The organism is Streptomyces sp. NPDC046712 (assembly GCF_040645695.1).
GTDB lineage: Bacteria > Actinomycetota > Actinomycetes > Streptomycetales > Streptomycetaceae > Streptomyces.
Genome location: NZ_JBEYYW010000030.1, coordinates 22,274 through 44,040, shown reverse-complemented (window position 1 = coordinate 44,040; position 21,767 = coordinate 22,274). Strand labels below are relative to the sequence as shown.

Here is a 21,767-nt window from a genome sequence, read left to right as displayed (position 1 = left end):
ACCACTCCGACCATCACCGGGGGGAGCGCAACGACTCGGAGCGCAACCGCTCGGACGCCGATCCCGTGCTGGACGCGGCTCGGGACTGCGTGCTCGCCGTCGGCGTGCGCCGTACGACCCTGACCGACGTCGCCCGGCGCGCGGGCGTGTCCCGGATGACGCTGTACCGGCGATGGCCCGACGTCCGCAGCCTCGTAGGCGACCTGATGACCCGTGAGTGGATCGCCGTGGCCGCCGACGCCATGCCCGCCGACGTCGATGCCCGGCCCGTCCGGTCGCGGATCGTGGACGGACTCGTCACGGGCGCCGCCGCGTTCCGGGCCCACCCGCTCTTCCACAAGATCCTCGACGTGGACCCCGAGCTGCTGTTGCCCTACATCCTCGACCGCCGGGGCGCCAGCCAGGAGGCCTTCCTCGGGCTGCTCGTCACGGCACTCGGCGCAGGCCACGAGGACGGGTCCGTGCGCCGCGCGCCCGCGGACCTGCAGGCCCGGTCCCTGCTGCTCGTCGTGCAGTCCTTCACGCTCTCGCTGCGCACCATGACCGACGAGACCGATCCCGAACTGAGCGAAGCAGCCTTCCTCGACGAGCTGCGCACCCTGCTGGAGAGGACCCTCACCCCATGACCCCCCTGAGCAGCAGCCCCTCCCTGCCCGGCTCCCCGCTGCCCGGCTCCCCGCTGCCCGGCTCCCCGCTGCCTGGCCCCTCCGTGCCCGGCCCCTCTCTGCCCGGCTCCTCGCTCAACGCCGAGCGACGGAGCCGCGAACTCGCCGAACTCGCCGACGGCGCCGAGGTCGACGTCCTGGTCGTCGGGCTCGGCGCCACCGGAGCCGGGGTCGCGCTGGACGCGGCCACCCGCGGGCTCACCGTCGCCGCGATCGACGCCCACGACCTCGCCTTCGGCACGTCCCGCTGGAGTTCCAAGCTGATCCACGGCGGACTGCGCTACCTCGCCGGCGGACAGCTCGATGTAGCCCACGAGAGCGCCGTCGAACGCGGCATCCTGATGGAACGGACCGCTCCTCACCTGGTCCGCGCCCAGCCCTTCGTCCTGCCCCTCACCCCTCTCGTCAGCCGTGGCCAGGCCGCCCTCGCCCGGGCCGGCTTCCTCGCCGGGGACCTACTGCGCGCCTCCGCCCGCACGGCACGCACCACTCTGCCCGCGCCGCGCACCCTGTCCGCGGTCGAGACCCGCCACCTCGCACCGCCCCTGCGCCCCACCGGCCTGCGCGGCGGACTCCTCTCCTGGGACGGCCAACTCACCGACGACGCCCGCCTGGTCACCGCGATCGCCCGTACCGCGGCCGCGCACGGCGCCCGCATCCTCACCCGTACCCGCGCCCTCGAACTCACCGGCGACGGCGCCCGGGTCCGCGACGAGACGACCGGCGAGGAGCTGCGCATCCGCGCCCGCGTCGTCGTCAACGCGGCCGGGGTGTGGGCGGGCGGCCTCGTCGACGACGTACGGCTGCGGCCCTCCCGCGGGACCCATCTGGTGCTGCGCGACGAGGACCTCGGCCGGCTCTCCGCCGGCCTGCACATCCCGATCCCGGGCGAGACCAACCGCTTCGTCCTCGTCCTCCCCCAGGGCGACGGCCGCGTCTACGTCGGGCTCACCGACGAACCCGTCGACGGCGACGTCCCCGACGTGCCGGAGGTCCCCGAGACCGACATCGGCTTCCTCCTCGACGTCCTCGGCTCCGCTCTCGACGTCACCGTCCAACGCGCGGACGTGGTCGGGGCCTTCGCGGGCCTGCGCCCTCTCCTCGACACCCGCGGGGAGGAAGGCCGTACAGCCGACATCTCGCGCAAGCACGCCGTCCTCACCTCGCCCGACGGCATCGTCACCGTCGTCGGCGGAAAGCTCACCACCTATCGGCGCATGGCGCAGGACGCCGTCGACGCCGCGGTGGCCGCCCGTGCCCTGGCCGCCGCCCCCTGCCGTACCGCATCCGTGCCCCTCGTGGGTGCCGCCCGGCCCCAGACCCTCGCCCACCTCGACGTCCCCGCCCGCCTCGTACGGCGCTACGGCACCGAAGCACCAGCCGTGCACGCGCTCGGCATCACGAACCCGGACCTCGCCCGGCCCGTCGTCCCCGGCCACCCCGTGACCTGCGCCGAACTGCTGTGGGCCGTGCGCCATGAAGGCGCACTCGACACGTCCGATCTCCTGGACCGTCGCACCCGCATCGGCCTCGTCGCGGAGGACCGCGAGACGGCCGAACAGGCGGCCCTCGGAGCCCTCACCAACACGGTCTGACCCCATGGGCCGCCCCGCAGGGCCGGCCTGGACAGCAAGCACCGGTGGCCGCCGGGCGCTACAGCGGATCCAACAAGCCCACATCCATGCGAACCCGACGGTGGGCGGCACGGACTTCGCCGAGTCCGCGAACCTCGCGACGATCCACCATGTCGCGGGTATGTGTCGGCGAAGGCGCGAGCGACCTCGTCACACCGGGATCGAGGCACTCGGCATGCGTCGGGCGGCGGCGGTGCGCCAGGCAGAAGTGACGGACCGTCGAGCCAGGTCGGTCGCTGAGGCGGTGTCCGTCGGCAGCCGCAGCGGGGTTCCGAGGTGGACATGCAGCCGCGGTCGCCGCAGTGGGGCGGTCAACAGCCCGGCGAGCTGCTTGGAGACGCTGCCGGACGTGATGCGGCGGGCACCGGCCTGGCCGAGCGGGATCAGCGGCACGTCGGCTGCGGTTGCCAGCCGGGCCGGTCCGCTACGGAAGGCCTGCGGCGGGGCGTCCGCCGAGTCCGGGCGGTACGGGATGCAGCCCTCGCCGTACACGAGGACGTAACGCCCGGCACGCAGCGCGGCCTCCGCCTCGATGAGGGCCTCCGCAGCCCTCGCAGTACCTCGGCGCACGGGCACGTACCCCTCACGCGTCAGGGCGCGACCGAGCAGCGGGACGCGCCAGAGGCCGGCGGCGCACAGCACGACAGGCTCGATGCCCATCCGGCGCAGCGCCGCGAGGACCACGGCGGGGTCGGCCAGGCTGGTGTGGTTGGCAACGATCACGGCGCCACCCTCGGGAAGCCGGGGGTTGTCGGTCGTGACGGTGAGCCGTCCCAGGACGGGGACGAGAGCGGCGGCGAGGCGGCTGAGCATGCGGGCCCTCCCTGGGCGGGTGCGGAATGTGCCCCCATCGTCTGGCTGCCGGCCGGTGCACCGCGTGAGCGTGGCTACTCAACCGCCCATGCGCACCCCCGCCCCGGGACTGAGTACGACAGTCCGGCGAGGGCGACGTCGTGCGCGTGACGCCGATGCCGCATGGGCTGGTCAGGCCCTGGCGAAGAGGCGGGCGCGGGAGCCCCAAGGCCACGTCATAGGGGCTCCAGGAGGGCGGGTCAGGTATCCGCAACCGTGGCGCAATATGGCGCGTCTTCCGCCATGTTGGCCATGCATGTGGCATGGCGACGCGGACAAAGGGGGGCCTTCGATGAAGGGGACCAGGAGCTGGACGAGACGGGGAGCGGCCCTGATCGCCGTCCTCGTTGTGGCATCGGCCGCAGTGGGGTGCAAGGGCGAGGACAGCGGTGCGGAAAGCTCGGGAGCGAAGCCTCCCAAGCCGACCAAGCCGGCCAAGCCGTCGCCGGATGCGACGAAGGAGCCGGGCGGGGGCTCGGGGCGTGCGCTGACCTGCGATCAGTTGCGGAATGCGGATCTGCAGAGTTCGACGCTGCGCCTGCCCGACGGTCCTGAGGGGACGATCGCTCTCAGGGACGGCCGCTGGGAGGGGGACGGTGTGGTGATCGAGCTGCAGCCGCAGTGTGGCATCGGAGACATGACCGGCGACCCGGCGGCGGATGCCGTGGCTCCCATCAAGGTCACGACGGGGGGCACGGGCAAGTTCTACGGTCTCGTCACCTGGCGCAACGACTCCGGGACGCCGGTGCCGGCCGCCGCGACCTCGCTCGGCGACCGTACCCCGGTGGTGTCGATCACCATCCCGACGACGCCCCGCAGGCAGGCGACCGTCGTGTACCTCACTCGCGGTGATTCGGATCCGGCGGCCGTGGTGACACTCAGGCGAACCGCCGTGTACCGGGTGACGGAGCCCGCCATGGTCGAACTGCGCCACAGCGACGCCCCGTACACCCCCTGAGGCACCGCGCCACCCGACCGCGAGACAAGTGCGGCGGCGTGGCGCCGGCTCTCACTCTGCGTACGACTGCCAACGGCTGCCCCTGGGCGGAACCCGTACGGCCGGGGGCTCCTGGGGGCTCCAACCCGGGCCTTCGCGCTCCTCGAAGGGCAACGTCGGCAACCGCGCACTCCACAAGGTGCGGAAGCGGCGTCGGCCGGCCAGCTGGTCGGCCGGATGGCCGCGCTCGCGACGACCGCAGCCAAGGCCAAGGAGACCCGAGGCGAGACCGGCGAGCGCGCCACCGTCCCCAAGGCGCCGAAGCCGAAGCAGGCGCGGCCAAGGAGGCTCCCGCGCAGACCACGGCCGCCAAAAGGGCCACGGCGAAAAGGCCGCGCCTTCCCAGCGTCGGAAGTCTGCCTCCCAACTCCAGCAGGGACGCCTCCTGAACCACAGTGCCCTCCTCGCCTGCAAGCGAGGAGGGCACGTTGTCGCTTCTGGTGTGGCCCGAGACGCCAGTGCGTACGCGGCCTCGGTTCAGCCGTTACGGCCGTTGCCGGCTGCGTTCAGGACGTCGCCGGCATCGCCGGGACCACCGACCGTGTCGGCGACTCCGCCGACGAGACCGAGGCCGTCGACGCTGGCGCCCGAGAGGCCGCCGATCGGGAGGCCGCCGATCGGATCAGCCGCAGCCGGAGTGGCACCGACCGCAGCAGCAGCGCCGACCAGGGCCGTGGCAACGAGAGCACGCTTGATGATGTTGTTCATGGCCTGTAAACGAAGCAGATCCGCCTCGGTCACCGCGCCGCCGCGCCTGGCCGTTCCACTGCGACGGGCCGCACGGTTGTCACATTTTCGATGTTTGTAATCTGCTGAGCGGTGCATACGGAATTACAGAGGGGCCACGGATAATGGTCCTGAACAATGCTGATCGGCATTGCTATTCATCTTCTGGGTGAACGGCTGTGGAAGTCTCTAGTGTCGGCTTCGCTGTTCTCCTGGTCCTCTACCGCCTTGCGGTCGGTCGGAGGGTTTTATGAAGAATCGGCGTCGTGGCCGACCGCGCGGTCACTGGGAGCCTCGCGCGGTGATCCGCCGGGTCCACGGACGGCTCGCGATATGGGGCATACGGCTGGTGGCGCGGGGCGCGCGACGGGCACTTCGGCATCGGGTGCGTGCCCGTATTCGGGCCCTGCTGCCCCGCGGCCTTCAACTGATGCAGTTGACGCCTACGAGCGAGTGATCCTCATCAAGCTCCGGACTTTCCGCACTATCGCGGAAATGCGCGTTTGCGGAGCAGTGCGCCGGACGCAGGGCGTCGACCAGGCTGTGCTGCCAGGAGGATCACCCATCCTGTAGATCGTTACGGCAGGCTTCCAGGAATCGATCGCCGGCCGTCCCGAGGGCCACTGTGATCGTCCCAATCTGATCGGAGAGGGCTTCGTTGTCAGCGCCGAGGCCGCTCAGGAAGTCGTTGCCTCCGTTACGCGCGGTCCGCCACATATGCAGGCCGGCTGTCCGCGCCGGCTCGGCGCCGAAGAGCGCTACCTGGTTGTACGCCTTCCGGAGTTCGGTGCGAAGTTCGTGCCAGCGAGCTTCCGCATCGGTACGCCGACCAGCACCGTCCGGGCCTATGAGCAGGGGCAACTCCGAGCGTATGAACTGCAGCACCTCCTCGCCTGCAAGCGAGAGGCCGGCGTAAGCCTTCGTACGCTCCTCCCGCAGCCACTTCGAATGCTCTGATTCGGAGCGCATCGACTCAAGCTCGCGTGAGTCTCGCGCCCTGCGGCGCTCGAGGTAGGCGTTGGCCAGAAGGGTCAGTACTACGCCCCCGAGAGTGGCTCCAACGGTGATCAACTGCGTTGCCGTTCCCGGCTCCATGTACCTCTCCGTATCGATGAATCCGGCAGTTCGGCCTCGGCCCAGCTCGCCACAGCGACTGGGCCCGGCACGGCTCTCATCCCATCAGGTACACCCCGGCCTTGGCAGGCATACCCGGTCACCTGACGGGCTCCGAACGGAAGCGGGCTCTCGTCCGTGGATGCACCGAGGCGTGAGGGGCTGTCCGGCTGATCCTGTCGCAAGGCCCAGGCCCTAGCTCGCCTCGGGCCCCCTGGGGTCGCAAGGGCCGACGACCTCGGCGAAGTGGGGCCAGCCGTCCACTTCGACGTCCTGTTGCGATGGCCGGCTGGTGAGGACGGGCGCTGCTGATCCGAGCAGGCGGCGGACCGTCCCTGGCTCGTAGAGGTTGAGCCAGCTCCGGTCCGGGAGTCGTATCACCGAGCCCGACTCGAAGTAGCAGTTCGAGATGACGCCAGTCGGGCTCGGGGCGAAGACGAGTGACAATCTGCGCCTCGCGCCTCTCATGGCCCCGTTGGTTCCGTCCGTGAAGAAGGAGAGCGTCACGCGGCAGTCGTCGTAGGCAGGTCTCACCCGCTGCCGGACGGTCCAGTACCAGGTCGTCCCGTTCACGACGAGGCGGCGGACGCGTCGGTCGTTCTTCATCAGGCCACCGTAGAGCGCGAATCCGGTGCCGGCACAAGGATTTTCACGCGGCGGCCAGGACCTGCGGGGGGGGCGATCAGGCCGCGCGCCGCCGGACCTGTGTGCCCACACACCTTACGGTTGTGGCTCGCCGATGGCTGGTTGTTGGTTCACTGGCTGGTCGGCCTGGTCGAATGCTCGCTGTCAAAGGTGGGGTGCGGCGGAGGGTTCTTCATGGCACGGCAGCAGCTTGGACGCTCGTTCGGATGGTTGTGGGCGGCCTTCACCGCCTCCACCGTCGGCACCTGGTTGGGATTCGGTGCGTTCCCCCTGATCGCGATCCAGGTGCTTCACGTCGGCCCCGCCGCGGTTTCGATGCTGGCGGCTGCCGGCTTGGCGGTCGGCGCGCTCCTCGCGCTCCCGCTCGGCCCGTGGGTCGAGGCTCACCGAAAGAAGCCGGTCATGATCGTCACCGATCTGGTGCGGTTCGGAGCGCTGCTGACGATCCCGGTCGCCCACTTCGCCGGCCGGCTGACGTACACCCAGCTGCTGATCGTCTCCGTGATCAGCGCGGCAGCGAACATCGCGTTCACCGCCGCCAGCGGCGCCTACCTCAAGCAACTCGTGCGCCCGGAGCACCTGCTGGTGGCCAACGGCCGCTACGAGTCGACCATCTGGACCGCCACGGCAGTCGGCCCGACCGTGGGTGGGGCGGCGATCAGCCTGCTGGGACCCGCGGTCACCGTGATCGCCAACGCCGTCGGATTCCTGCTGTCCGCGCTCGGGATCAGCGCGATCCGAGAGAAGGAGGCCGATTCCCAGCGGGTCAAGGCCAGGAAGGTCCGGGCTTCGGACCTGGTCAAGGGCTGGACATTCATCCACGACGACCGGCAGCTGCGCCGGCTGTTCTGGAACACCGTGGCCGTCAACGCACTGATCATGGCCACCCAACCGCTGCTGGCGGTCCTGCTGCTGGATGATCTGGGCTGGGCGGCGTGGCAGTACGGGCTCGCGTTCGGCCTGCCCTGCATCGGTGGATTCGTCGGCGCTCAGGTCGCCCCGCGCCTGGAAGCCCGCTACGGACGCCACCGCGTCCTGATCACCTCCGGGGTCCTGCGTGCGCTGTGGCCCGTCGGGCTGTTCTTCGTCATGCCCGGGAACGCCGGTGTGGTCCTGATCATCGCCGTCGAACTGGTCCTGATCACCTGCATGGGGGTGTTCAACCCGCTGTTCGCGACCGAGCGTCTCCAGCGGGTGCCGGCAGAGCGGGTGGGGCGGGTCCTGGTGGCCTGGAGAGTGACGGGCAACGGCGCGATCGCCGTGCTGACCGCCCTGTGGGGTGCTTTGGCCGCCGCCACCGACGCGCGCATCGCGATCGGCATCGCCGGCGTACTGCTCCTGGCCACGCCGTTCCTGCTGGTACGCAAGGACAAGCACCGGCCTCGGGCCACCGAGCCGGAGGGCCCTGCCCTGACAACTACGGCCTGACGGGCAGGGTGCGGGTTCGCTCGAGCCTTCGTGGTTGCGTGCCGGTCTTGTCTCCCAACCGCTCCTGGTCCGCGGCGAATTACGTCAACGCGGTCCAGTCGTCCGCTCGATACCACGCAGGCATATGCGTTCGCCGCATCCAGAACGATGTCAGATCTCGCGGGCATGACGGTTCAGCCGAAGCCGCACCTCCTCGGAACTTCTTGCGTCGTCGCCCGCGGAAAAACGTGCGTGCGTGCGGGAGTTCGGCCGTGCCAGGATGACGGCGGAAGCGAGGTCTTGTGGACGAGTTGAATCGATTCCGTCAGGCGTTGGTCGCGTGGGCGGCCGGCGGAGCGGGGGCGGATGCGGCGGCCGCGGTGGCGCGGGAGCTGGCCGGTGGTGTGCGGACGATCGTGCTCGTCGAGGGGAGCAGTGATCAGGCCGCGCTCGAAGCGCTGGCCACGCGCCACGGTCGCGACCTCGGTGCGGAGGGCGTCGCGGTAGTACCGCTCGGAGGTGCGACGAACATCGGGCGCTTTCTCGACGTGTGCGGTCCTCCGGGGCTCGGCCTCCCGCTGGCCGGTCTCTGCGACATCGGCGAGGAGCGGCATTTCCGGCGTCATCTGGAGCGGGTCGGGCTCGGGTCCGGGCTCACGTACGACGGACTGGAGGCGCTCGGGTTCCACGTGTGCGTGGCCGACCTGGAGGACGAGCTGATCCGCTCTCTCGGGGCCGAGGGCGTGCAGCAGGTCATCGAGGCGCAGGGCGAGATGCGCCCCTTCCACACCTTCCAGGGCCAGCCGGCACAGCGGACGCGGCCCGTGGAGCACCAGCTGCGACGCTTCATGGGCACGCACAGCGGTCGCAAGGCCCTCTACGCGCAGGCGCTGGTCGCGCACCTGGACTTCGAGCGCGTTCCCCGGCCGCTGGAGCGCCTCCTCGCGCGGGTCTGAACCAGCCTGCGGCCCGGCGTCGCCGTGCGGCTCGCTCCCGGTCGGAGCAGATGAAGTGCCGCGACCATGGGCGGCCTCGACCCCCTCCAGGTCGGGGCCTGGTGACGGTACGGCAGCTGCGTGGCCGAACCCTGCCGAACGGAATGTGCCCGTAGCTGGGAAGGCCGGCGCCATCGGAGGTCGGACCGATGCACCGGCCCTGCACCACCCTCGCCCACACCCCGAGCGCGGGTGGCCCGAGCGCGGACGGCGTGAGCGCGGGTGGCCTGAGCGCGGTGGCCCGCAGGGCCGTGGGTCGCCCGGCCGTCAGTTGCGGCCGTTGCTCAGGCGCATGAGCAGCAGTAGCAGTAACACATCAGTGCGCCGTAGCGACCGACCTCGAAGGAGTACTCCATGCCCTTGGGGATGTACATCCAGTCGCCGGCCGTGAGCTCGTAGCCGTTGAAGACGATCGATCCGCTCGCGATGAACCGGATGCCGGCACCGCCGTTGTGCGCGTGCGGGGTCGCGTGTGCACCCGGCTCGGCAACCGTGATGTAGAGCTGGGACTCGCAGGCCATGTACACCGGCAGCTGCCACTTGCGGAACCCTGGCGGAACATTGTCGACCTCGAGAATCTTGAGCGCCTTCTCGACCCCCGCGTCCCTCGACGTGATGATGCTGCCCTCGACGTCGAGTCCGCTCTGGCGTACCGCGTCCTTGATGCGCTCCACCCCCTGCTCGAACGTGAGCCTGTTGGGGTCGAAAGTCTGCTTTGCCATGGACTTCTCCTTCTGTGCGACGGTCACGGACCGTTCCCTGCGTCTGGTCGAAGGAGTGCGTTCCCCGTCTGCTCCGGGGCCCGCGGCAGCTCGGCAGGTTTCACTGCGACAGCCCCATCGGGGTAACCGTGTGGCGCAGGCGGTGCGGTGTCAGGGAGTGGGGGGAGATGGCTCGTGAGCGCAGATCCTGGCCCCCGCCGCTGTCGGCCGGGTGTGCCGGCCTCGATCACCCTCGTGGACGAGGTCGACCCGCCCGAGGCTGGCATCTGCCCGGGAGCGACATGTGCGGGTGTTTGACTGTCGTCGGTCCGATGCCGAGGGCCGAGGGCCGATGAATCGTGGCGCGGGATGTCGACAGGCCGGCTTGCCTTCGACGTATCGACGGCGTCTGCACACAACGTAAGGAGACAAGTCGATGGGGAAGATCATCACCGGCGCCACCATGTCCCTCGACGGCTATATCGCCGGACCGGACGAGAGCGGCTTCGACCTGCTGTTCCAGTGGTACGGCAACGGTGACGTCGAGCTTCCGTCGGCCAGTCCCGACGTGCCGCCGTTCCACATCTCCGCCGCGAGCGCCGAGCTGATCAAGCCGGAGTGGGAGAGCATCGGCGCGCTGGTCGTCGGCCGCCATCTGTACGACCTGACGAACACCTGGGGCGGGCGCCACCCGCTGGACGTGACCACGGTCGTGCTCACCCACCGGCGCCCGGACGACCGTCCGGAGGACGACGAGAACTTCGTCTTCGTGACCGATGGCATCGAGGCGGCGGTGGCCAGGGCTAGGCAGTTGGCCGGAGACAAGAATGTCGTCGTCAACGGTGGGCAGATGGCTCGGCAGTGTCTGGAGGCCGGCCTGCTCGACGAGGTCGGCGTCGAGCTGGTACCGGTTCTCCTGGGCGGTGGGAAGACGCTCTTCGGTGAACTCGGCGCCGTACCGGTGCAGTTCGAGGGGCCCACGGCTGTGGTGGAAGGCACTGGCGTCACCCACTTGCGTTACCAGGTCAAGAAGTAGATCGACGATCTCGGCGCTGTGGCTCTCGCACGGCGGGGTCACGGCGTTCACGGCAGTCACGGCGGCGCGGCTGTGATGATGCGGGCGGAGCTGCACCGCTTTGCGGGCAAGGAAACCGGTCGCGCCCTGTGAGCTGGGACGTTAACCTCCGCCGGAGCGCAATGAGTTGCGACACGCGACCGCGAAGGGGAATCGTTCATGGAGACCGACGGCGTACGGACCGACCGCCTGGGCCTGCTGCTCGACCAGTTCGACAAGGCCAGGGAGATGGCCGGGGTGCGGCTGGCGGGGCTGGGCGACGAGGAGTACCTGTGGGAGCCGGCGCCCGGCTGCTGGTCGCTCCGGCGCCGCGCCGAGGCGACGACGCCGCGGGCGTTCGGGCCGGGCGAGTGGGTGCTGGACCTGGGCGCCGCCGACATCCCGGCGAGCGAGTACGCGGAGGTCGCCCGCCAGGCGGCCGGCGGCATGTCGGTGGAGAAGATAGCCGAGGACTGGAGCGTGACCGTCGAGCGGGTCGAGCAGATCCTGGCCCACACCGGCGAGCCGGAGCCGGACGAGACGGCGATCACCACCATCGCTTGGCGGCTCGCCCACCTGCACTACGAGTTCGCGGGCAACTGGGAGTGGACCTTCGGCGAACGGCGGCAGGATCCGAAGCAGATGATCGACTTCTCCCCCTCGGCTGCCACGACCCTGGAGCGCTTCTGGCCGGTGATCGACCGCTGGCGTGCCGACGTCGGCGCCCTCACCGAGGACCAGCTCGACACGGTCGGCCTCTCGCAGTACCCGTACGGCTCCCACCCCGAGGAGCCGTTCATCGCCGTCCTGTGGGGGGCCAACCTCGAATTCATCCACCACATGGCCGAGATCGCGTTGCTCCGCGACCTTTGGCGGGCGCGCTCCAACACTCCCCGGTAGGCCTCGGGGCGCCGTGTCCACAAAGAGCTCCTTCCAAGGAGCTCAGCCCGTCGGCTGAGTCGGCTCGGCCTCCTCGTCAGCCGGCTCGGCCTGCCCCGCCGCAGAACACCTCCTCGACCAGCCTCTGCTGCGCCTTCTGGAACGCCTCGGCCAGGGACAGCGCGGCGTCGTCCACATAGTTCAGCGCGGCGGTCAGGGTCCTGCCGCCGTCGGGCGTGCTGTACATCAACGCCGCGTGGCCGCCGTGGCCGCCGTTGTGGAAGAGGACGGTGCCGCCGTCGGTGCCCACGTCCTGCACGCGCAACCCCAGGCCGAAACCGCTTGCGGGATGCGGATTGCGCATCTCGGCCAGCAGCGGGGCCGGCAGGAGCTTGCCGCTCACCAGGGCGGAGATGAACGTGTGGAGGTCCCGGGTGGTGGAGATCATGTCACCGCCGGCGGAGACCCAGGAGGGGTTGTGACGGGTCACGTCGACCGTCTTCTCCCGGCCGGCGTCTTCGTACCGGTAGTAGGCGTGGGCGTGCGGCTCGGGGATCTCCGGCGAGGTGTACGGCACCACGGTGCCCGACAGGCCGAGCGGCCCCAGGATCCGCTCCTGCGTCTCCTCGGCGCACGAGCGGCCGGTGGTCTTCTCGATGAGCAGCCTGGCCAGCACGTAGTTGGTGTTGGAGTAGCTCCACCCCGTGCCCGGCTCGAACCGCGCCGGCTTGGACAGCGCCAGCCGTACCAGCTCCTCGGGCCGGTAGGTGTGGAACCGGTTGTCCACCCACTCCTTGCCCGCGATGGTGGAGGGGATGCCCGGCACCACCGTCCCGTCCTCGAAGAGCTCGCCGGTGAAGTTGAACACCCCGCTGGTGTGCTGCAGCAGCATCCGCACCGTGATCCGCCGGTCAAGACCGAACTCGGGCAGGTAGTCGGCCGCCGGGATGTCCAGTCCGATCCTGCCTTCGGCCACCATCTGCAGCACCAGGGTCGCGGTGAAGGTCTTGGTGTTGCTGCCCATACGGAAGTGCCCGTCGATCGGCGGCTTGGCGGCCCCGCCGAGCTCGCTCACCCCGGCGCTGCCGACCCACTCGCCGCGCTCGTCGTGCACGCGCAGCGACACCCCGGTGATTCCGGAATCGACGATTTCCTGGATGGCCTTCTGCAGCTCCGGGCGATCCTGCCCGGCAGCGGAGTTCTTCGTGGTGTGGAGGGACTCGCCCATGGTCATTCCTCATCTCGCGACAGTGGATGTTCGACACCGGGCGAATGGACGACGTCCTGGCCCTGGTGGCTACCGGCCCCTTCGAGGCGGCGATGCGATGAGCGTGCACCCTGACCCAAGGTCAAGGTCAACCTCCATCACGACCGTGGGCAGACCGGTACGGATCGCAAGTCCCCGGCTTGGAACCGGCGTTGGCAGCGGTCCGCGCCAGTCGTCGTTCGGGTGCCGGCCTCCGCGACGAGGGTGATGAGCTGGAACAGAGGCGCGCTACCCTCGCCCCTGTGATCGTCCGCAACCCGTACCTCATGGTGAGTGCGAAGGTCGCCGGCGACCGCGGCTCGATCCTGCGGGAGGACTTCCGTGCCGTCGCCGACGCGGTTCGCGGGACGGCAGCGGCCCACGATCCGGCCGCCCACGACCTGGAGGTGTGCTGAACCGATGGCAGACGGGCTCACGATCGGTCAGGCGGCGGCGTTCGTCGGCGTCACGATCAAGACCGTGCGGCACTATCACCGGCTCGGCCTGGTCGCCGAGCCGGAACGTGACGGTTCCGGCTACCGGCGTTACGGGTCGGCCGACCTGCTCCGGCTGATCCAGGTCCGGACCCTGGCCGGGGCCGGCGTCCCGCTGGCCGAGATCGGTGACCTGCTCGACGCCGATCCCGAGCGGTTCGCCGCCGCCCTGGACGACGTCCATCGTCGGCTCACCGAGCAGATCGAGGGCCTGATCGCGCGCCGCGACACGCTGCACCGGCTCACCGGCGACCGGGCCCTGCTGCCCGACCGCGCCTGCGCGATCCTGGACCGGATGCCCGGCCTCGGCTTCAGTCCCGACTACGTCGCCGGGCAACGCGAGGCCCTGGTGCTGGCCCGGGCGCTGGTGCCGGAGGGCTTCGACGGCTTCCTGACCCAGCTCGAGCATCTGCTCGACGACCCCGGGTACACCGACCTGATCAAGCGCGGCTGGGAGGCCGAGACCTGGGAGCCGGACGACCCGAGGATCGAAGAACTCGCGACCGCCATGGCCGACCACTATCTCGCCAATCCCGCACTGCTGGGGAATTCCACCAGCCTGCGGGCCTGGGTCAGCGCTTCCACCCGTTACAGGCTGATCAACAATCACCGCCAGGACCAGGCGCCGATCTCAGCCCGGCTGACCGCGCTCACCGAGGCCAAACTCCGCTCCGCAGGCGTACCCATCCCACGCCACTGATGGGAGCCTCGCGGCAACATTCGGCGTCGGGGGTCGATGGAGCCGTGGTCGACGCTGAGATTGGTCTTGAGGGGTGGACAGGCTCGAGTTCGGGCAGATTCAGGGTCGTCGGGCCTCCGTGCTCTCTCAGCCGGCGTGGAGGACCCGAAAGCGGTCGGGCTCCGCCGGATCTCGGTCGACGACTTGGATCGGCGGCGAAGCCCATTGCCACACGCTGATGCCTGGCGTGCGGGAGAACTGGATCTGCCCCCGGGTGCCTTCGACTGCGACGCGCGGCCAGGATTCGGCTGTACGTGCCCGGTCCGCGCCGTGGGAGCGCAACACATCGGCGAGGACGGTGATCGTGTCGTAGCCCTCGAAGGCGACGAAGGAGGGCGCTTCGGCCAGCCGCTCGCGGAGGGCCGTCTCGACCCGTGCGCCGAGTGGGCCGAGGCGTTCGGGAAGGTAGCGCAAGAACGGGATCGCGGCGCCGTCATCGCCCAGCGACGTCGCCCATTCGGCGAACTCCGGTTGCCCGGCGGGAGCACCGATCGTGATCTCGGCGAGGCGCTGGTCGCTGCGGACGGACTTGACGATCGGCACGGCCGGCTCCGGGTGGCCGACCAGAAGAAGGAGGGCTGTCGCGCGATTGTCGACGAGTTCGTCGCACACGGCCGTGGGGGTGAGCACGGTCATGTCGAGTTCGATGACGGTGCCGCCGCGTGGAGCGAGGTAGTCCCGCAGGATGCGGGTCCCAGTTGCCCAGTAGACACTCGGCTGGGCTGCCACGGCGATGCGACGGTGGCCCGCGCCGAGGAGGAAGTCCGCGTAGACCTGCCAGCCGCGGGACTGCGGCGGGGAGAGACGCGCGACCCATTCCGTCGGCTGTTCCGTGAGCGCGTCGAGAACCGCCGACGAGCAGAGGAACGGCATACCGAGGGCGTCGGCCCTGGCGGCCGCAGCGCGAGCGACGACGCTGTGGTACTCCCCCACCACGGCAGCCACACCCAGGTGAGCCAGTTCATCCACGGCCGCAGCGGCCCGCTGGGGATCCGCCGCGGTGTCCCGGACCACCAGCTCGAGTGGTCTTCCGAGGATCCCGCCAACGTTGTTGACTTCGTGAACGGCCAGTTCGAGTCCGGCGAGCAGGTGTTGACCTGCCTGGACCCAGCCAGGCCGAGTCAGCGGAACGAGGGCGCCGATCTGGACGGATGATCCGTCAGTCCGTCCCGCTCCAGGCGGCGATGGTGGCGTGTTCATGTGTTGGCGTCTCCCGAGGGACGATTCGGTTGCGGTTTGCCCGGATCGCAGAGTGAACGTCAGTGGCGCCGAGAGTAGCCGAGCGGAGATTGACCGGCTCCCGCGCCCTGTCCCGTATCCGTCAGCCGGCCCGTGACCGCCGGCCGGCACATCCCTACGCGTTCCACGCAGGGCGATCCTCTCGGCAGAGTGCCTGACGGGACGTACCAGCGGCTGCGACGATCAGTGGCGTGATCGCTTGGATGCGCCGGACCCCGCTCTGGGTGGTGACAGTGGTGTGCGCCATTGCCGCCGGCCTGCTCCTCGTTGGCGCCGTCGTGCATGTCACCGACCTTCTCCATCACGGCCTTCAGGCTTACGACTGGGCTCCTGAGTGGCTCAACCTCTACTGGTCCTCGCTGGCGTTCCTCGACCCGCTCGCAGCTGCGCTTCTGATCAGCGGCAAGCGCCGAGGGACAGACCTCGCTTGCGTCATCGTGGCGACCGACCTCGCCGCCAACTGGTATGCGACCTATGGCATCCAGAGCAGCAGCCTCGCTGCTCAGCCCGGCCTCCAACGATTGCTCGCCTTCACCGCGCTCGTCCTGGGCACGGCGCCTTTCGTCCGACGGCACCTTGCCGCATGAGCTGCTCGAAAGACCCACTTCCCATCCACGCCTAGGCAGTGTCCGATGGGTCGCGTGACTCGCCCGCTGATGGATCGTTTCGGTCGACGTGGGGCGGGGTGATCTCTCGGATCAGGAATGGGCTCGGCTGGAACTTAGATCTACCGACGCCGCAGGGAAGTGGAGCGGACGATCAGCCGGCTGAAGGTCTTCCGTGCGGTGGCGACCCGTTACGACAAGCGGGCCTACGTCTTTCACGGGACGGTCACCGTCGCCTCGATCGGCTCTGGCTGCGCACGTGAGGCTCGCTCGTCGCTACTCCAGCATGCGTTCCGCGTCATCCGGAACCCAGGGAAAGGGGACGTCAGGCCACCGTGCGGACGCCCATGCGTCGAGATCGACAGCGAGAACAGCATCCCTGAAGGCCTGCGGCGGTCGGTAGCCGTGAGTGGTGATGTAGTGCGTGATCATGAACGGTGCGGCATAAGCGATGCCGGGCCCGCCCGGGATCCGTACCTCCCCGTTCCCTTCCGGAGCCTCATCCGCAGGACACAGGTCGCACTCGTGCACCCCGAGGCAGACGTTCATCCACTGGACCTCCTGAACAGCCTTCAGCTTCTCCACGAACAACCTGGGGACCGTCCCTGTCGCGTACGGCTTACCGGCTTCCAGCCACCCGATGTTCAGGCGGGTGTAGGCCGGGCGGTACCAGAGCGCGTAGACGCCCGACTCCCTGTCCGTGAACTCATCCTCGTCCTGATAGTCGTACTCGCTGAGATCTTCGTAGAACACGCGCACATCATTGCCGCACTGCTTCGTTGACGCCCACATGATTCACGACCCATCGAACACGACCTAGTGGCCGTCTCCGCGCCCGCCGGACAGCCGCTCCCAGGTCGCCGTGAACATCTCGTGCAGGGGTGCTGTCGGGAGGATCCGGCCGAAGGGGGCGTGGATCTCGTTGTCCCACAGCGGGCGCACCTCGTGCGTGGCCAGCTTTGCCGTCTCCAGCGGCAGGTGCGGGGCCTTCAGCTCGGTCCAATCGCCGGGCAGGAACACGGTCCGGCCCGCCCGTGCCCGCTTGGCCTCCAGTACCGCGCCGGTGGCGAGGAGTTCCGCCCGGACCTCCGCGTGCCGCTTGGTCGACCAGCCGTTCCACCGCCGCACGTTGCGGTCGGTGGGCGTGGCCAGCGTCGCCACCTGGAGGTAGAGCGCAGCCGCGTCCAGGCCGACGCCGAGCTCACCGGCCACCCGCGTGACCAGTTCCGGGCAGGACTGCCTCGGATCCGCCTCGTACGCGCCGGCCGGTACGGCTCCCGAGCGGGCCCGGCGCATCATCCGGTCCAGCCCGCCGCCGACCAGCAGCGGCGCCACGCGGTTGAGTTCCTCGGTCAGGTCGGTGTTCTCCTTCACCTTCTGCCATGCCTCGGGGTCGGCGACCGCTGCGGGCCGTAGGAAGGAGGCGCCGCCGGGCGCGCAGACCACCAGGGGTCCGGAGTCGTACGCCGTCACCGGAACCGGTCCCTCTTCCTTACGGCGGTCCATCGCCACCGGCAGCCGCCCGGGTCCGAACCGCTCCGCGATTCGCGCCGAGGTGTCCTGGATCCGGCCGCCGGGCAGCGCCAGCAGGAGTTCGGGGCGTTCCAGCTCTGCTCGCAGCCGCTCGAACAGGGCCATCGCGCCGGCCACTGCCGGATCGCCGACGGGCCGGTCGGTCCACGCCCACACCAGCGCGCTCGCGATCCGGCCGAGCGGGAGGCCCACCGGGGTGCCGTAGGGCAGCTCGGGGCCGGCCGGTGGTACGGCCCTGACTTCCACCCCGATGCCGTACGGGGTAGCTGCCAGCTCCCAGTCGGCCGCCTCCACGGTCGCGTCCTCGGCGGCCTCGTACCCGCTCGCCAGCCGTCGGGCCCACACCTCGCCGAGCCCCAGGTCGGCCTCCAGGGCGTCGGCCGCCTCGTCGTGCACGGCGGGCAGGGCCCCGAGCAGCTCCCGCCACACCGCGGCCATCCGTTCCGCGGCCGCCTCGACGCCGCCCGGCTGCCACAGCTCGGTCGGGTCCTCGGGCAGAGCTGCGGCCAGGACGGCCCGTATGCCGGTGCTGCCGAGTCGCGTGCGCAGTCGCTCGTACGACTCGGCCGTCATCGGAGTCGCCTTGTAGGGGGCCTTGCGGGCGAGCGCGCGGTCCTCGTCCTGGGCGGCCCGGCCGACCAGTCCGGCCACCACGAGCCGGGCCACGGCCCGTCGCACGCCCGTCAGTTCGGCGAAGCGAGCGGCCGCCGACTCCGGCATCGGGATCGGCCCGTGCGTGTCGACCGCCGCCACCAGGGCCCGGAGCCGGGTGGCGTCGTCCCGCTCCACGAGGACGAGTCGTGCTTCCTCGATCTTCGCCGGTACCGGATCGCCCTCCACGTCGTCGGCCGCGGGTGCGACGAACCAGCATTCCGCCGCTCCGGGCCGCACCACGGCGGACGCCACCGGGACGCCGGCGCCGCGCAGCCCGTCCAGGATCCCGGCGTCGGAGGCGCGGCCCACCCACCACCGGCTGCCCGCGTGGGCGAACGGCTGGTCGGCCCAGGTGTCCAGGAGCGCCAGCAGAGCGGCCCGCGCCCCGTCCGGGGTGGGTGCCACCGCCGCGCGCCACGCCACGGCGTCTATCGAGCCGAGCAGTTGTGACCAGTCGTGCGGCGCCGCCGGCGGCGAGAGCCGCCGCACCTCCTCCACGATCGTCCCCGCCAGGCAGGCGCCGTCGGCGGCCAGCGCGCTCAGCGTCGCCGGAAGGGCCACGTCCGCAGTCCGCCGCCACGGATCGCGCTCCGGGTGCGAGACCATGCCGAGCAGGGCGGGCATCAGCTCGGTGTCCGGCGCGGACCGGCGTGGGAGGGCTGGCGGCGCCTCGGCAAGCAGGGTGACGCGGCGGTGCAGGGCAAGCCGCCGCTCCTCCACCCGGGCTGCCCGTTCGGCCACCGCCACGACGGCGTCGGCCAGTACGGAGTCGGTGATGCCCGGCAACTCCCGGGCCACGGCCGCGCGAAGCGCCTCCGCGCCGTCCATGGCCGCCGTCAGCAATGCGTCCGCCGTGTCCTGTCCCACGGTCCTCAGCACCCGGGACCCGGCCGCGTCCCGGGTCCGCAGCAGGTACCAGAAGGCCGGTGGCAGGGCCACGCCCCTCGACACGGTGACGCGCCTGGCCGGATTCACCCGCGGGTGCCGGGGTGAGCGGTGCCCGTCCTGCTCCCACAGCAGGGCGCCGTCGGCGGTGTAGGCGCGCACTCCCGTCCGGGTCTCCGCCTCGGCGAGGACCACGTCCTCCACTGCGCCCTCCGGCGGCGCCCAGAGGCCCCAGGGCTCCTGCCCCGGCCGGTCGATGTCGAACCGGGCCGTGCGCCCGTCGATGCTCTCCACGAGGAAGTGGTCGGGCGCGTGGTCACGGTGCCGGGTGCGGAACAGCACCCTGGTCCCGACGAGCCCGTCCCGGCTGCCCAGCGGGGAGGCGGTCAGACCGGCGGGCAGCGGCGCCAGCTGCAGCGCCTCCACGGCGAGGGTCATACCCGTCTCGGACGGCTCAGCGGCCGGATCGGCGTCAGCGGCGCGGCCCGAGAAGTCCGGCAGCGCCGCCGCGCCCCGCCGCTCCCCGGTGACCGGGTCCACCACCTCCCACGGCTGCCTCCCGTAGATGGCGTTGGTCCAGATCCGGGAGCCGTCACCGAGCTGCAGCTCGTCCCGGTCGATGCCCTCCGTGCCACCGGGACGCAACACCCGGCAGCCGCCGTGTCGCCCGCCCCCGTCGGCGGTCTCGAACTGGAAGCCGTACGCCCCGTCCAGGCTGCCCCCGAAGGGCACGAGCCCACCCACTTCCTCGGGCGTGAACGGCTCCTCGGGACGGTCCGCCCACACAGCGGTGTCGCAGTGGTACGGGTTCGGGGCGAGGGTCCAGCTCACCAGGAAGGAGCCCCCCACGTAGTGGACGGCGAACATGGTCGCGTCCTGCGGCACCGTGAACCGGCAGGAGCCCCGCACTCCGTCCGGGGCGACGGCGACCGCCCGGTCCCGCCCGAACACCGTCAGCACGGGCCAGGTGGAGGTCACCCCTGCCACCCCCGGCAGGGCCCCGTCCACCGCCTCCTCGGCGACGGCCCCCACGCCGACGCCCGCACCCGCACCGGTGCCTGCGTCTGGCTCTGCCGCGAACTCGGCGTACACCGACTCCAGGGCCGGCCAGGCCAGTTCCTCCGGCAGTCCGGCCGCCAGCGAGCGCCGCAGAGCGCCCGCCGTGCCCGCACCGGCGAGGGCGTCGGCGATCCCGCCGAGCGCCGACACCGTCGGTCGGTCCAGCAGGGTCTCCAGCTCGGCCACGGCCTCTTCGGCGCCCGCCATGCCGCCGCCCGCGACCGTGTCGACGAGCTTGCCGACGCGCCTGGCGACCTCGTCGGCGATGCCCTGGTTGCCCGGCAGCAACGTCACCGCCGAACCGGGCTGCCGCCGGCGCGCCATGGACCAGTTCGGCAGCAGGTTCGCGTGTACGGTCCCCTCCAGCCTGGGGCCGAACACCGGATCGGCGGCCAGCGCGGCGAGGTCCCGCCGGGACCGCTCGCCCCAGAACCGCATCGTCACCTCCGGGCCCGGGTCGACGACCGCCACCCCAGCCGCCAGACAGGCGTCCAGCACGTCCGCGTCGAAGCCCTGGTAGTGGTGCCGGGTGGTGTGCAGGGTCACCGGGTCGCCCGCAGCCCGCAGGCGCGGCCCCAACCGGCCCACCAGGTCGAGGAATTCCGGCGGCAGCGGCTGCCGCCCGACCCCGCCGCCGGACTGGGCCGCGTACTGGTACATGCGCACGAAGTTTCCGACCCAGTGGGGCAGCCCGCCCTCCGGCACCACCCGCCCGGACTCCATCGCCTCCGTGGCGCCGCAGGCGATCAGCATCCGCAGCCACGCCCCGCCGTCGGTGACCCCGTCCGGAAAGACCGCCACCAGACCGGCCGCGATCGTGTCCGTCGGCGGATGAGCCTCCAGGACCACGCTCGCGGCGGTGAGCAGGGCGTCCGGCACCGACTTCTTCCGGGAGACGGACAGGATCGCGCCCACGACGCGTGCGACCTCCTCGTCCCCGTGCCCGGCCGCCTTGGCGGAGGCCCGCACCCGGCGCACCAGATCCGTCGGCAGGTCCGCCGGCGAGCCCGCCCACGCAGTCAGGAACGCGTCCAGGGCCGCGTGCGCCGCGGCCGGCTCCAACGTCTCGGCGAGGAAGCGCTGATGGGCCCCGAACTCCTTGGCGGGCATGGCGCCGCCCCTGGCGAACAGCAGCGCGTTGGCCCGGCGGTAGCCGGGATCCACCGGCAGCCCGTGCTGGGCCTCGGCCGCCCGCGCCGCCGCGTAGGCCCGTCCGCCCGGCCTGCTCCCGTAACCGATCAGCCGGTGCCCGACCGTGTCCCAGAACCACGGCAGGTGTGCCGGCGGCAGCCGCCGCGCCCGCGCCGCCATCGTGTCGACGAACCGACCGGGCTTCGTCCAGGACCGGTTGAGTTCGGATCCCATGTCGTCGATGAGATCACGCGCGATCCCGGCCGCGTCCGGATCGTGGGCGGCGGCCCAGTCTGCGTAGGTGGTCGAGACGTGCGTACCGGCGGCGGGCAACAGGGAATCGAGCGAGACGATCATGCCTCGGATGGTCGCATACGCGACCGACAACGCTCTGTGGATCGAAGGCGGAGTGGGTGCGCCCGAGCCCGCCGCGGACTTCGGGATGCCAAGAGGGAGGCCGAGCCAGGTGGTGGTGACAACACCAGCATCGACTCACCCTCCCAGCCTCCGCCAC

The 21,767-nt window shown here is 70.9% G+C and carries 19 protein-coding genes and 1 pseudogene; 11 read left to right on the top strand and 9 right to left on the bottom strand.

Annotation, left to right across the window (positions count from 1 at the left end):
* Positions 1-65: 65 nt before the first annotated feature.
* Entirely contained in the window at positions 66-626 is a 561-nt protein-coding gene (locus tag ABZ939_RS30595; RefSeq protein ID WP_361862387.1) for a helix-turn-helix domain-containing protein, read from the top strand.
* Entirely contained in the window at positions 623-2,260 is a 1,638-nt protein-coding gene (locus tag ABZ939_RS30590) for a glycerol-3-phosphate dehydrogenase/oxidase (RefSeq protein ID WP_361862245.1), read from the top strand. The genes ABZ939_RS30595 and ABZ939_RS30590 overlap by 4 nt, the downstream gene beginning before the upstream one ends.
* Positions 2,261-2,449: 189 nt before the next feature.
* Here ABZ939_RS30590 and ABZ939_RS30585 read toward each other — a convergent pair whose 3' ends face one another.
* On the bottom strand, positions 2,450-3,112 hold the full coding sequence (locus ABZ939_RS30585) for a lysophospholipid acyltransferase family protein (protein ID WP_361862242.1): 663 nt from the start codon (positions 3,110-3,112) through the stop codon (positions 2,450-2,452).
* A gap of 331 nt (positions 3,113-3,443) precedes the next feature.
* Here ABZ939_RS30585 and ABZ939_RS30580 point away from each other — a divergent pair, with 331 nt between their 5' ends.
* Positions 3,444-4,109: a hypothetical protein gene (locus ABZ939_RS30580; protein WP_361862240.1), complete on the top strand. Its 666-nt coding sequence runs from the start codon at positions 3,444-3,446 to the stop codon at positions 4,107-4,109.
* Positions 4,110-4,625: 516 nt separating this feature from the next.
* Here the strand turns inward: ABZ939_RS30580 and ABZ939_RS30575 are convergent.
* The 3 genes from ABZ939_RS30575 to ABZ939_RS30565 all read right to left on the bottom strand — a co-directional run bounded on the left by ABZ939_RS30575 (position 4,626) and on the right by ABZ939_RS30565 (position 6,593).
* A complete protein-coding gene (locus ABZ939_RS30575) occupies positions 4,626-4,889 on the bottom strand; it encodes a hypothetical protein (RefSeq protein WP_361862237.1) in 264 nt (87 codons plus the stop codon).
* 543 nt (positions 4,890-5,432) lie between these two features.
* Positions 5,433-5,969 carry a hypothetical protein gene (locus ABZ939_RS30570; protein WP_361862234.1) on the bottom strand — a complete coding sequence of 179 codons (537 nt, stop codon included), beginning with the start codon at positions 5,967-5,969 and terminating at the stop codon, positions 5,433-5,435.
* A gap of 213 nt (positions 5,970-6,182) precedes the next feature.
* Positions 6,183-6,593: a hypothetical protein gene (locus tag ABZ939_RS30565; protein WP_361862231.1), complete on the bottom strand. Its 411-nt coding sequence runs from the start codon at positions 6,591-6,593 to the stop codon at positions 6,183-6,185.
* 213 nt (positions 6,594-6,806) lie between these two features.
* Between ABZ939_RS30565 and ABZ939_RS30560 the strand changes: the two genes are divergently transcribed.
* Together ABZ939_RS30560 and ABZ939_RS30555 are read left to right on the top strand one after the other, a co-directional pair.
* Positions 6,807-8,060 carry an MFS transporter gene (locus ABZ939_RS30560; protein ID WP_361862228.1) on the top strand — a complete coding sequence of 418 codons (1,254 nt, stop codon included), beginning with the start codon at positions 6,807-6,809 and terminating at the stop codon, positions 8,058-8,060.
* A gap of 281 nt (positions 8,061-8,341) precedes the next feature.
* Positions 8,342-8,995 (top strand): ATP-dependent endonuclease, encoded by a 654-nt coding sequence (locus ABZ939_RS30555; RefSeq protein ID WP_361862225.1) that lies wholly within the window; start codon positions 8,342-8,344, stop codon positions 8,993-8,995.
* A 323-nt stretch (positions 8,996-9,318) separates the two neighbouring features.
* On the opposite strand, the gene ABZ939_RS30550 is transcribed toward ABZ939_RS30555, so the two are convergent.
* A complete protein-coding gene (locus tag ABZ939_RS30550; RefSeq protein WP_361862222.1) occupies positions 9,319-9,756 on the bottom strand; it encodes a cupin domain-containing protein in 438 nt (145 codons plus the stop codon).
* Between the two features lie 415 nt (positions 9,757-10,171).
* On the opposite strand from ABZ939_RS30550, the gene ABZ939_RS30545 reads away from it, so the two are divergent.
* Entirely contained in the window at positions 10,172-10,771 is a 600-nt protein-coding gene (locus ABZ939_RS30545) for a dihydrofolate reductase family protein (RefSeq protein WP_361862219.1), read from the top strand.
* A gap of 198 nt (positions 10,772-10,969) precedes the next feature.
* Positions 10,970-11,689, top strand: a complete 720-nt coding sequence (locus ABZ939_RS30540; RefSeq protein WP_361862216.1) for a DinB family protein — start codon at positions 10,970-10,972, stop codon at positions 11,687-11,689.
* A gap of 76 nt (positions 11,690-11,765) precedes the next feature.
* Here ABZ939_RS30540 and ABZ939_RS30535 read toward each other — a convergent pair whose 3' ends face one another.
* Complete coding sequence (locus tag ABZ939_RS30535) at positions 11,766-12,896, bottom strand: serine hydrolase domain-containing protein (RefSeq protein ID WP_361862213.1); 1,131 nt, start codon at positions 12,894-12,896, stop codon at positions 11,766-11,768.
* 281 nt (positions 12,897-13,177) lie between these two features.
* On the opposite strand from ABZ939_RS30535, the gene ABZ939_RS30530 reads away from it, so the two are divergent.
* Entirely contained in the window at positions 13,178-13,330 is a 153-nt protein-coding gene (locus tag ABZ939_RS30530; RefSeq protein WP_361862211.1) for a hypothetical protein, read from the top strand.
* A gap of 4 nt (positions 13,331-13,334) precedes the next feature.
* Positions 13,335-14,108, top strand: a complete 774-nt coding sequence (locus tag ABZ939_RS30525) for a MerR family transcriptional regulator (protein ID WP_361862209.1) — start codon at positions 13,335-13,337, stop codon at positions 14,106-14,108.
* A 126-nt stretch (positions 14,109-14,234) separates the two neighbouring features.
* Here the strand turns inward: ABZ939_RS30525 and ABZ939_RS30520 are convergent, their stop codons facing one another.
* Complete coding sequence (locus ABZ939_RS30520; RefSeq protein WP_361862206.1) at positions 14,235-15,347, bottom strand: ABC transporter substrate-binding protein; 1,113 nt, start codon at positions 15,345-15,347, stop codon at positions 14,235-14,237.
* Positions 15,348-15,577: 230 nt separating this feature from the next.
* On the opposite strand from ABZ939_RS30520, the gene ABZ939_RS30515 reads away from it, so the two are divergent.
* On the top strand, positions 15,578-15,973 hold the full coding sequence (locus ABZ939_RS30515; RefSeq protein WP_361862203.1) for a hypothetical protein: 396 nt from the start codon (positions 15,578-15,580) through the stop codon (positions 15,971-15,973).
* Between the two features lie 141 nt (positions 15,974-16,114).
* Positions 16,115-16,254: pseudogene (locus ABZ939_RS30510) on the top strand (IS5/IS1182 family transposase); the annotation flags it as partial.
* 13 nt (positions 16,255-16,267) lie between these two features.
* On the opposite strand, the gene ABZ939_RS30505 reads toward ABZ939_RS30510, so the two are convergent.
* Together ABZ939_RS30505 and ABZ939_RS30500 are read right to left on the bottom strand one after the other, a co-directional pair.
* Positions 16,268-16,744 (bottom strand): hypothetical protein, encoded by a 477-nt coding sequence (locus ABZ939_RS30505; RefSeq protein WP_361862200.1) that lies wholly within the window; start codon positions 16,742-16,744, stop codon positions 16,268-16,270.
* Between the two features lie 63 nt (positions 16,745-16,807).
* Positions 16,808-21,610 carry a hypothetical protein gene (locus ABZ939_RS30500; protein ID WP_361862197.1) on the bottom strand — a complete coding sequence of 1,601 codons (4,803 nt, stop codon included), beginning with the start codon at positions 21,608-21,610 and terminating at the stop codon, positions 16,808-16,810.
* Between the last annotated feature and the right edge of the window lie 157 nt (positions 21,611-21,767).

What these genes read in the sequence shown, in the direction of transcription:
- ABZ939_RS30590 (WP_361862245.1), top strand. Translation starts at nt 623, where the DNA reads ATGACCCCCCTGAGCAGCAGCCCCTCCCTGCCCGGCTCCCCGCTGCCC.
- ABZ939_RS30585 (WP_361862242.1), bottom strand. Translation starts at nt 3,112, where the DNA reads ATGCTCAGCCGCCTCGCCGCCGCTCTCGTCCCCGTCCTGGGACGGCTC.
- ABZ939_RS30580 (WP_361862240.1), top strand. Translation starts at nt 3,444, where the DNA reads ATGAAGGGGACCAGGAGCTGGACGAGACGGGGAGCGGCCCTGATCGCC.
- ABZ939_RS30570 (WP_361862234.1), bottom strand. Translation starts at nt 5,969, where the DNA reads ATGGAGCCGGGAACGGCAACGCAGTTGATCACCGTTGGAGCCACTCTC.
- ABZ939_RS30565 (WP_361862231.1), bottom strand. Translation starts at nt 6,593, where the DNA reads ATGAAGAACGACCGACGCGTCCGCCGCCTCGTCGTGAACGGGACGACC.
- ABZ939_RS30560 (WP_361862228.1), top strand. Translation starts at nt 6,807, where the DNA reads ATGGCACGGCAGCAGCTTGGACGCTCGTTCGGATGGTTGTGGGCGGCC.
- ABZ939_RS30550 (WP_361862222.1), bottom strand. Translation starts at nt 9,756, where the DNA reads ATGGCAAAGCAGACTTTCGACCCCAACAGGCTCACGTTCGAGCAGGGG.
- ABZ939_RS30545 (WP_361862219.1), top strand. Translation starts at nt 10,172, where the DNA reads ATGGGGAAGATCATCACCGGCGCCACCATGTCCCTCGACGGCTATATC.
- ABZ939_RS30540 (WP_361862216.1), top strand. Translation starts at nt 10,970, where the DNA reads ATGGAGACCGACGGCGTACGGACCGACCGCCTGGGCCTGCTGCTCGAC.
- ABZ939_RS30535 (WP_361862213.1), bottom strand. Translation starts at nt 12,896, where the DNA reads ATGGGCGAGTCCCTCCACACCACGAAGAACTCCGCTGCCGGGCAGGAT.
- ABZ939_RS30525 (WP_361862209.1), top strand. Translation starts at nt 13,335, where the DNA reads ATGGCAGACGGGCTCACGATCGGTCAGGCGGCGGCGTTCGTCGGCGTC.
- ABZ939_RS30520 (WP_361862206.1), bottom strand. Translation starts at nt 15,347, where the DNA reads ATGAACACGCCACCATCGCCGCCTGGAGCGGGACGGACTGACGGATCA.
- ABZ939_RS30500 (WP_361862197.1), bottom strand. Translation starts at nt 21,610, where the DNA reads ATGATCGTCTCGCTCGATTCCCTGTTGCCCGCCGCCGGTACGCACGTC.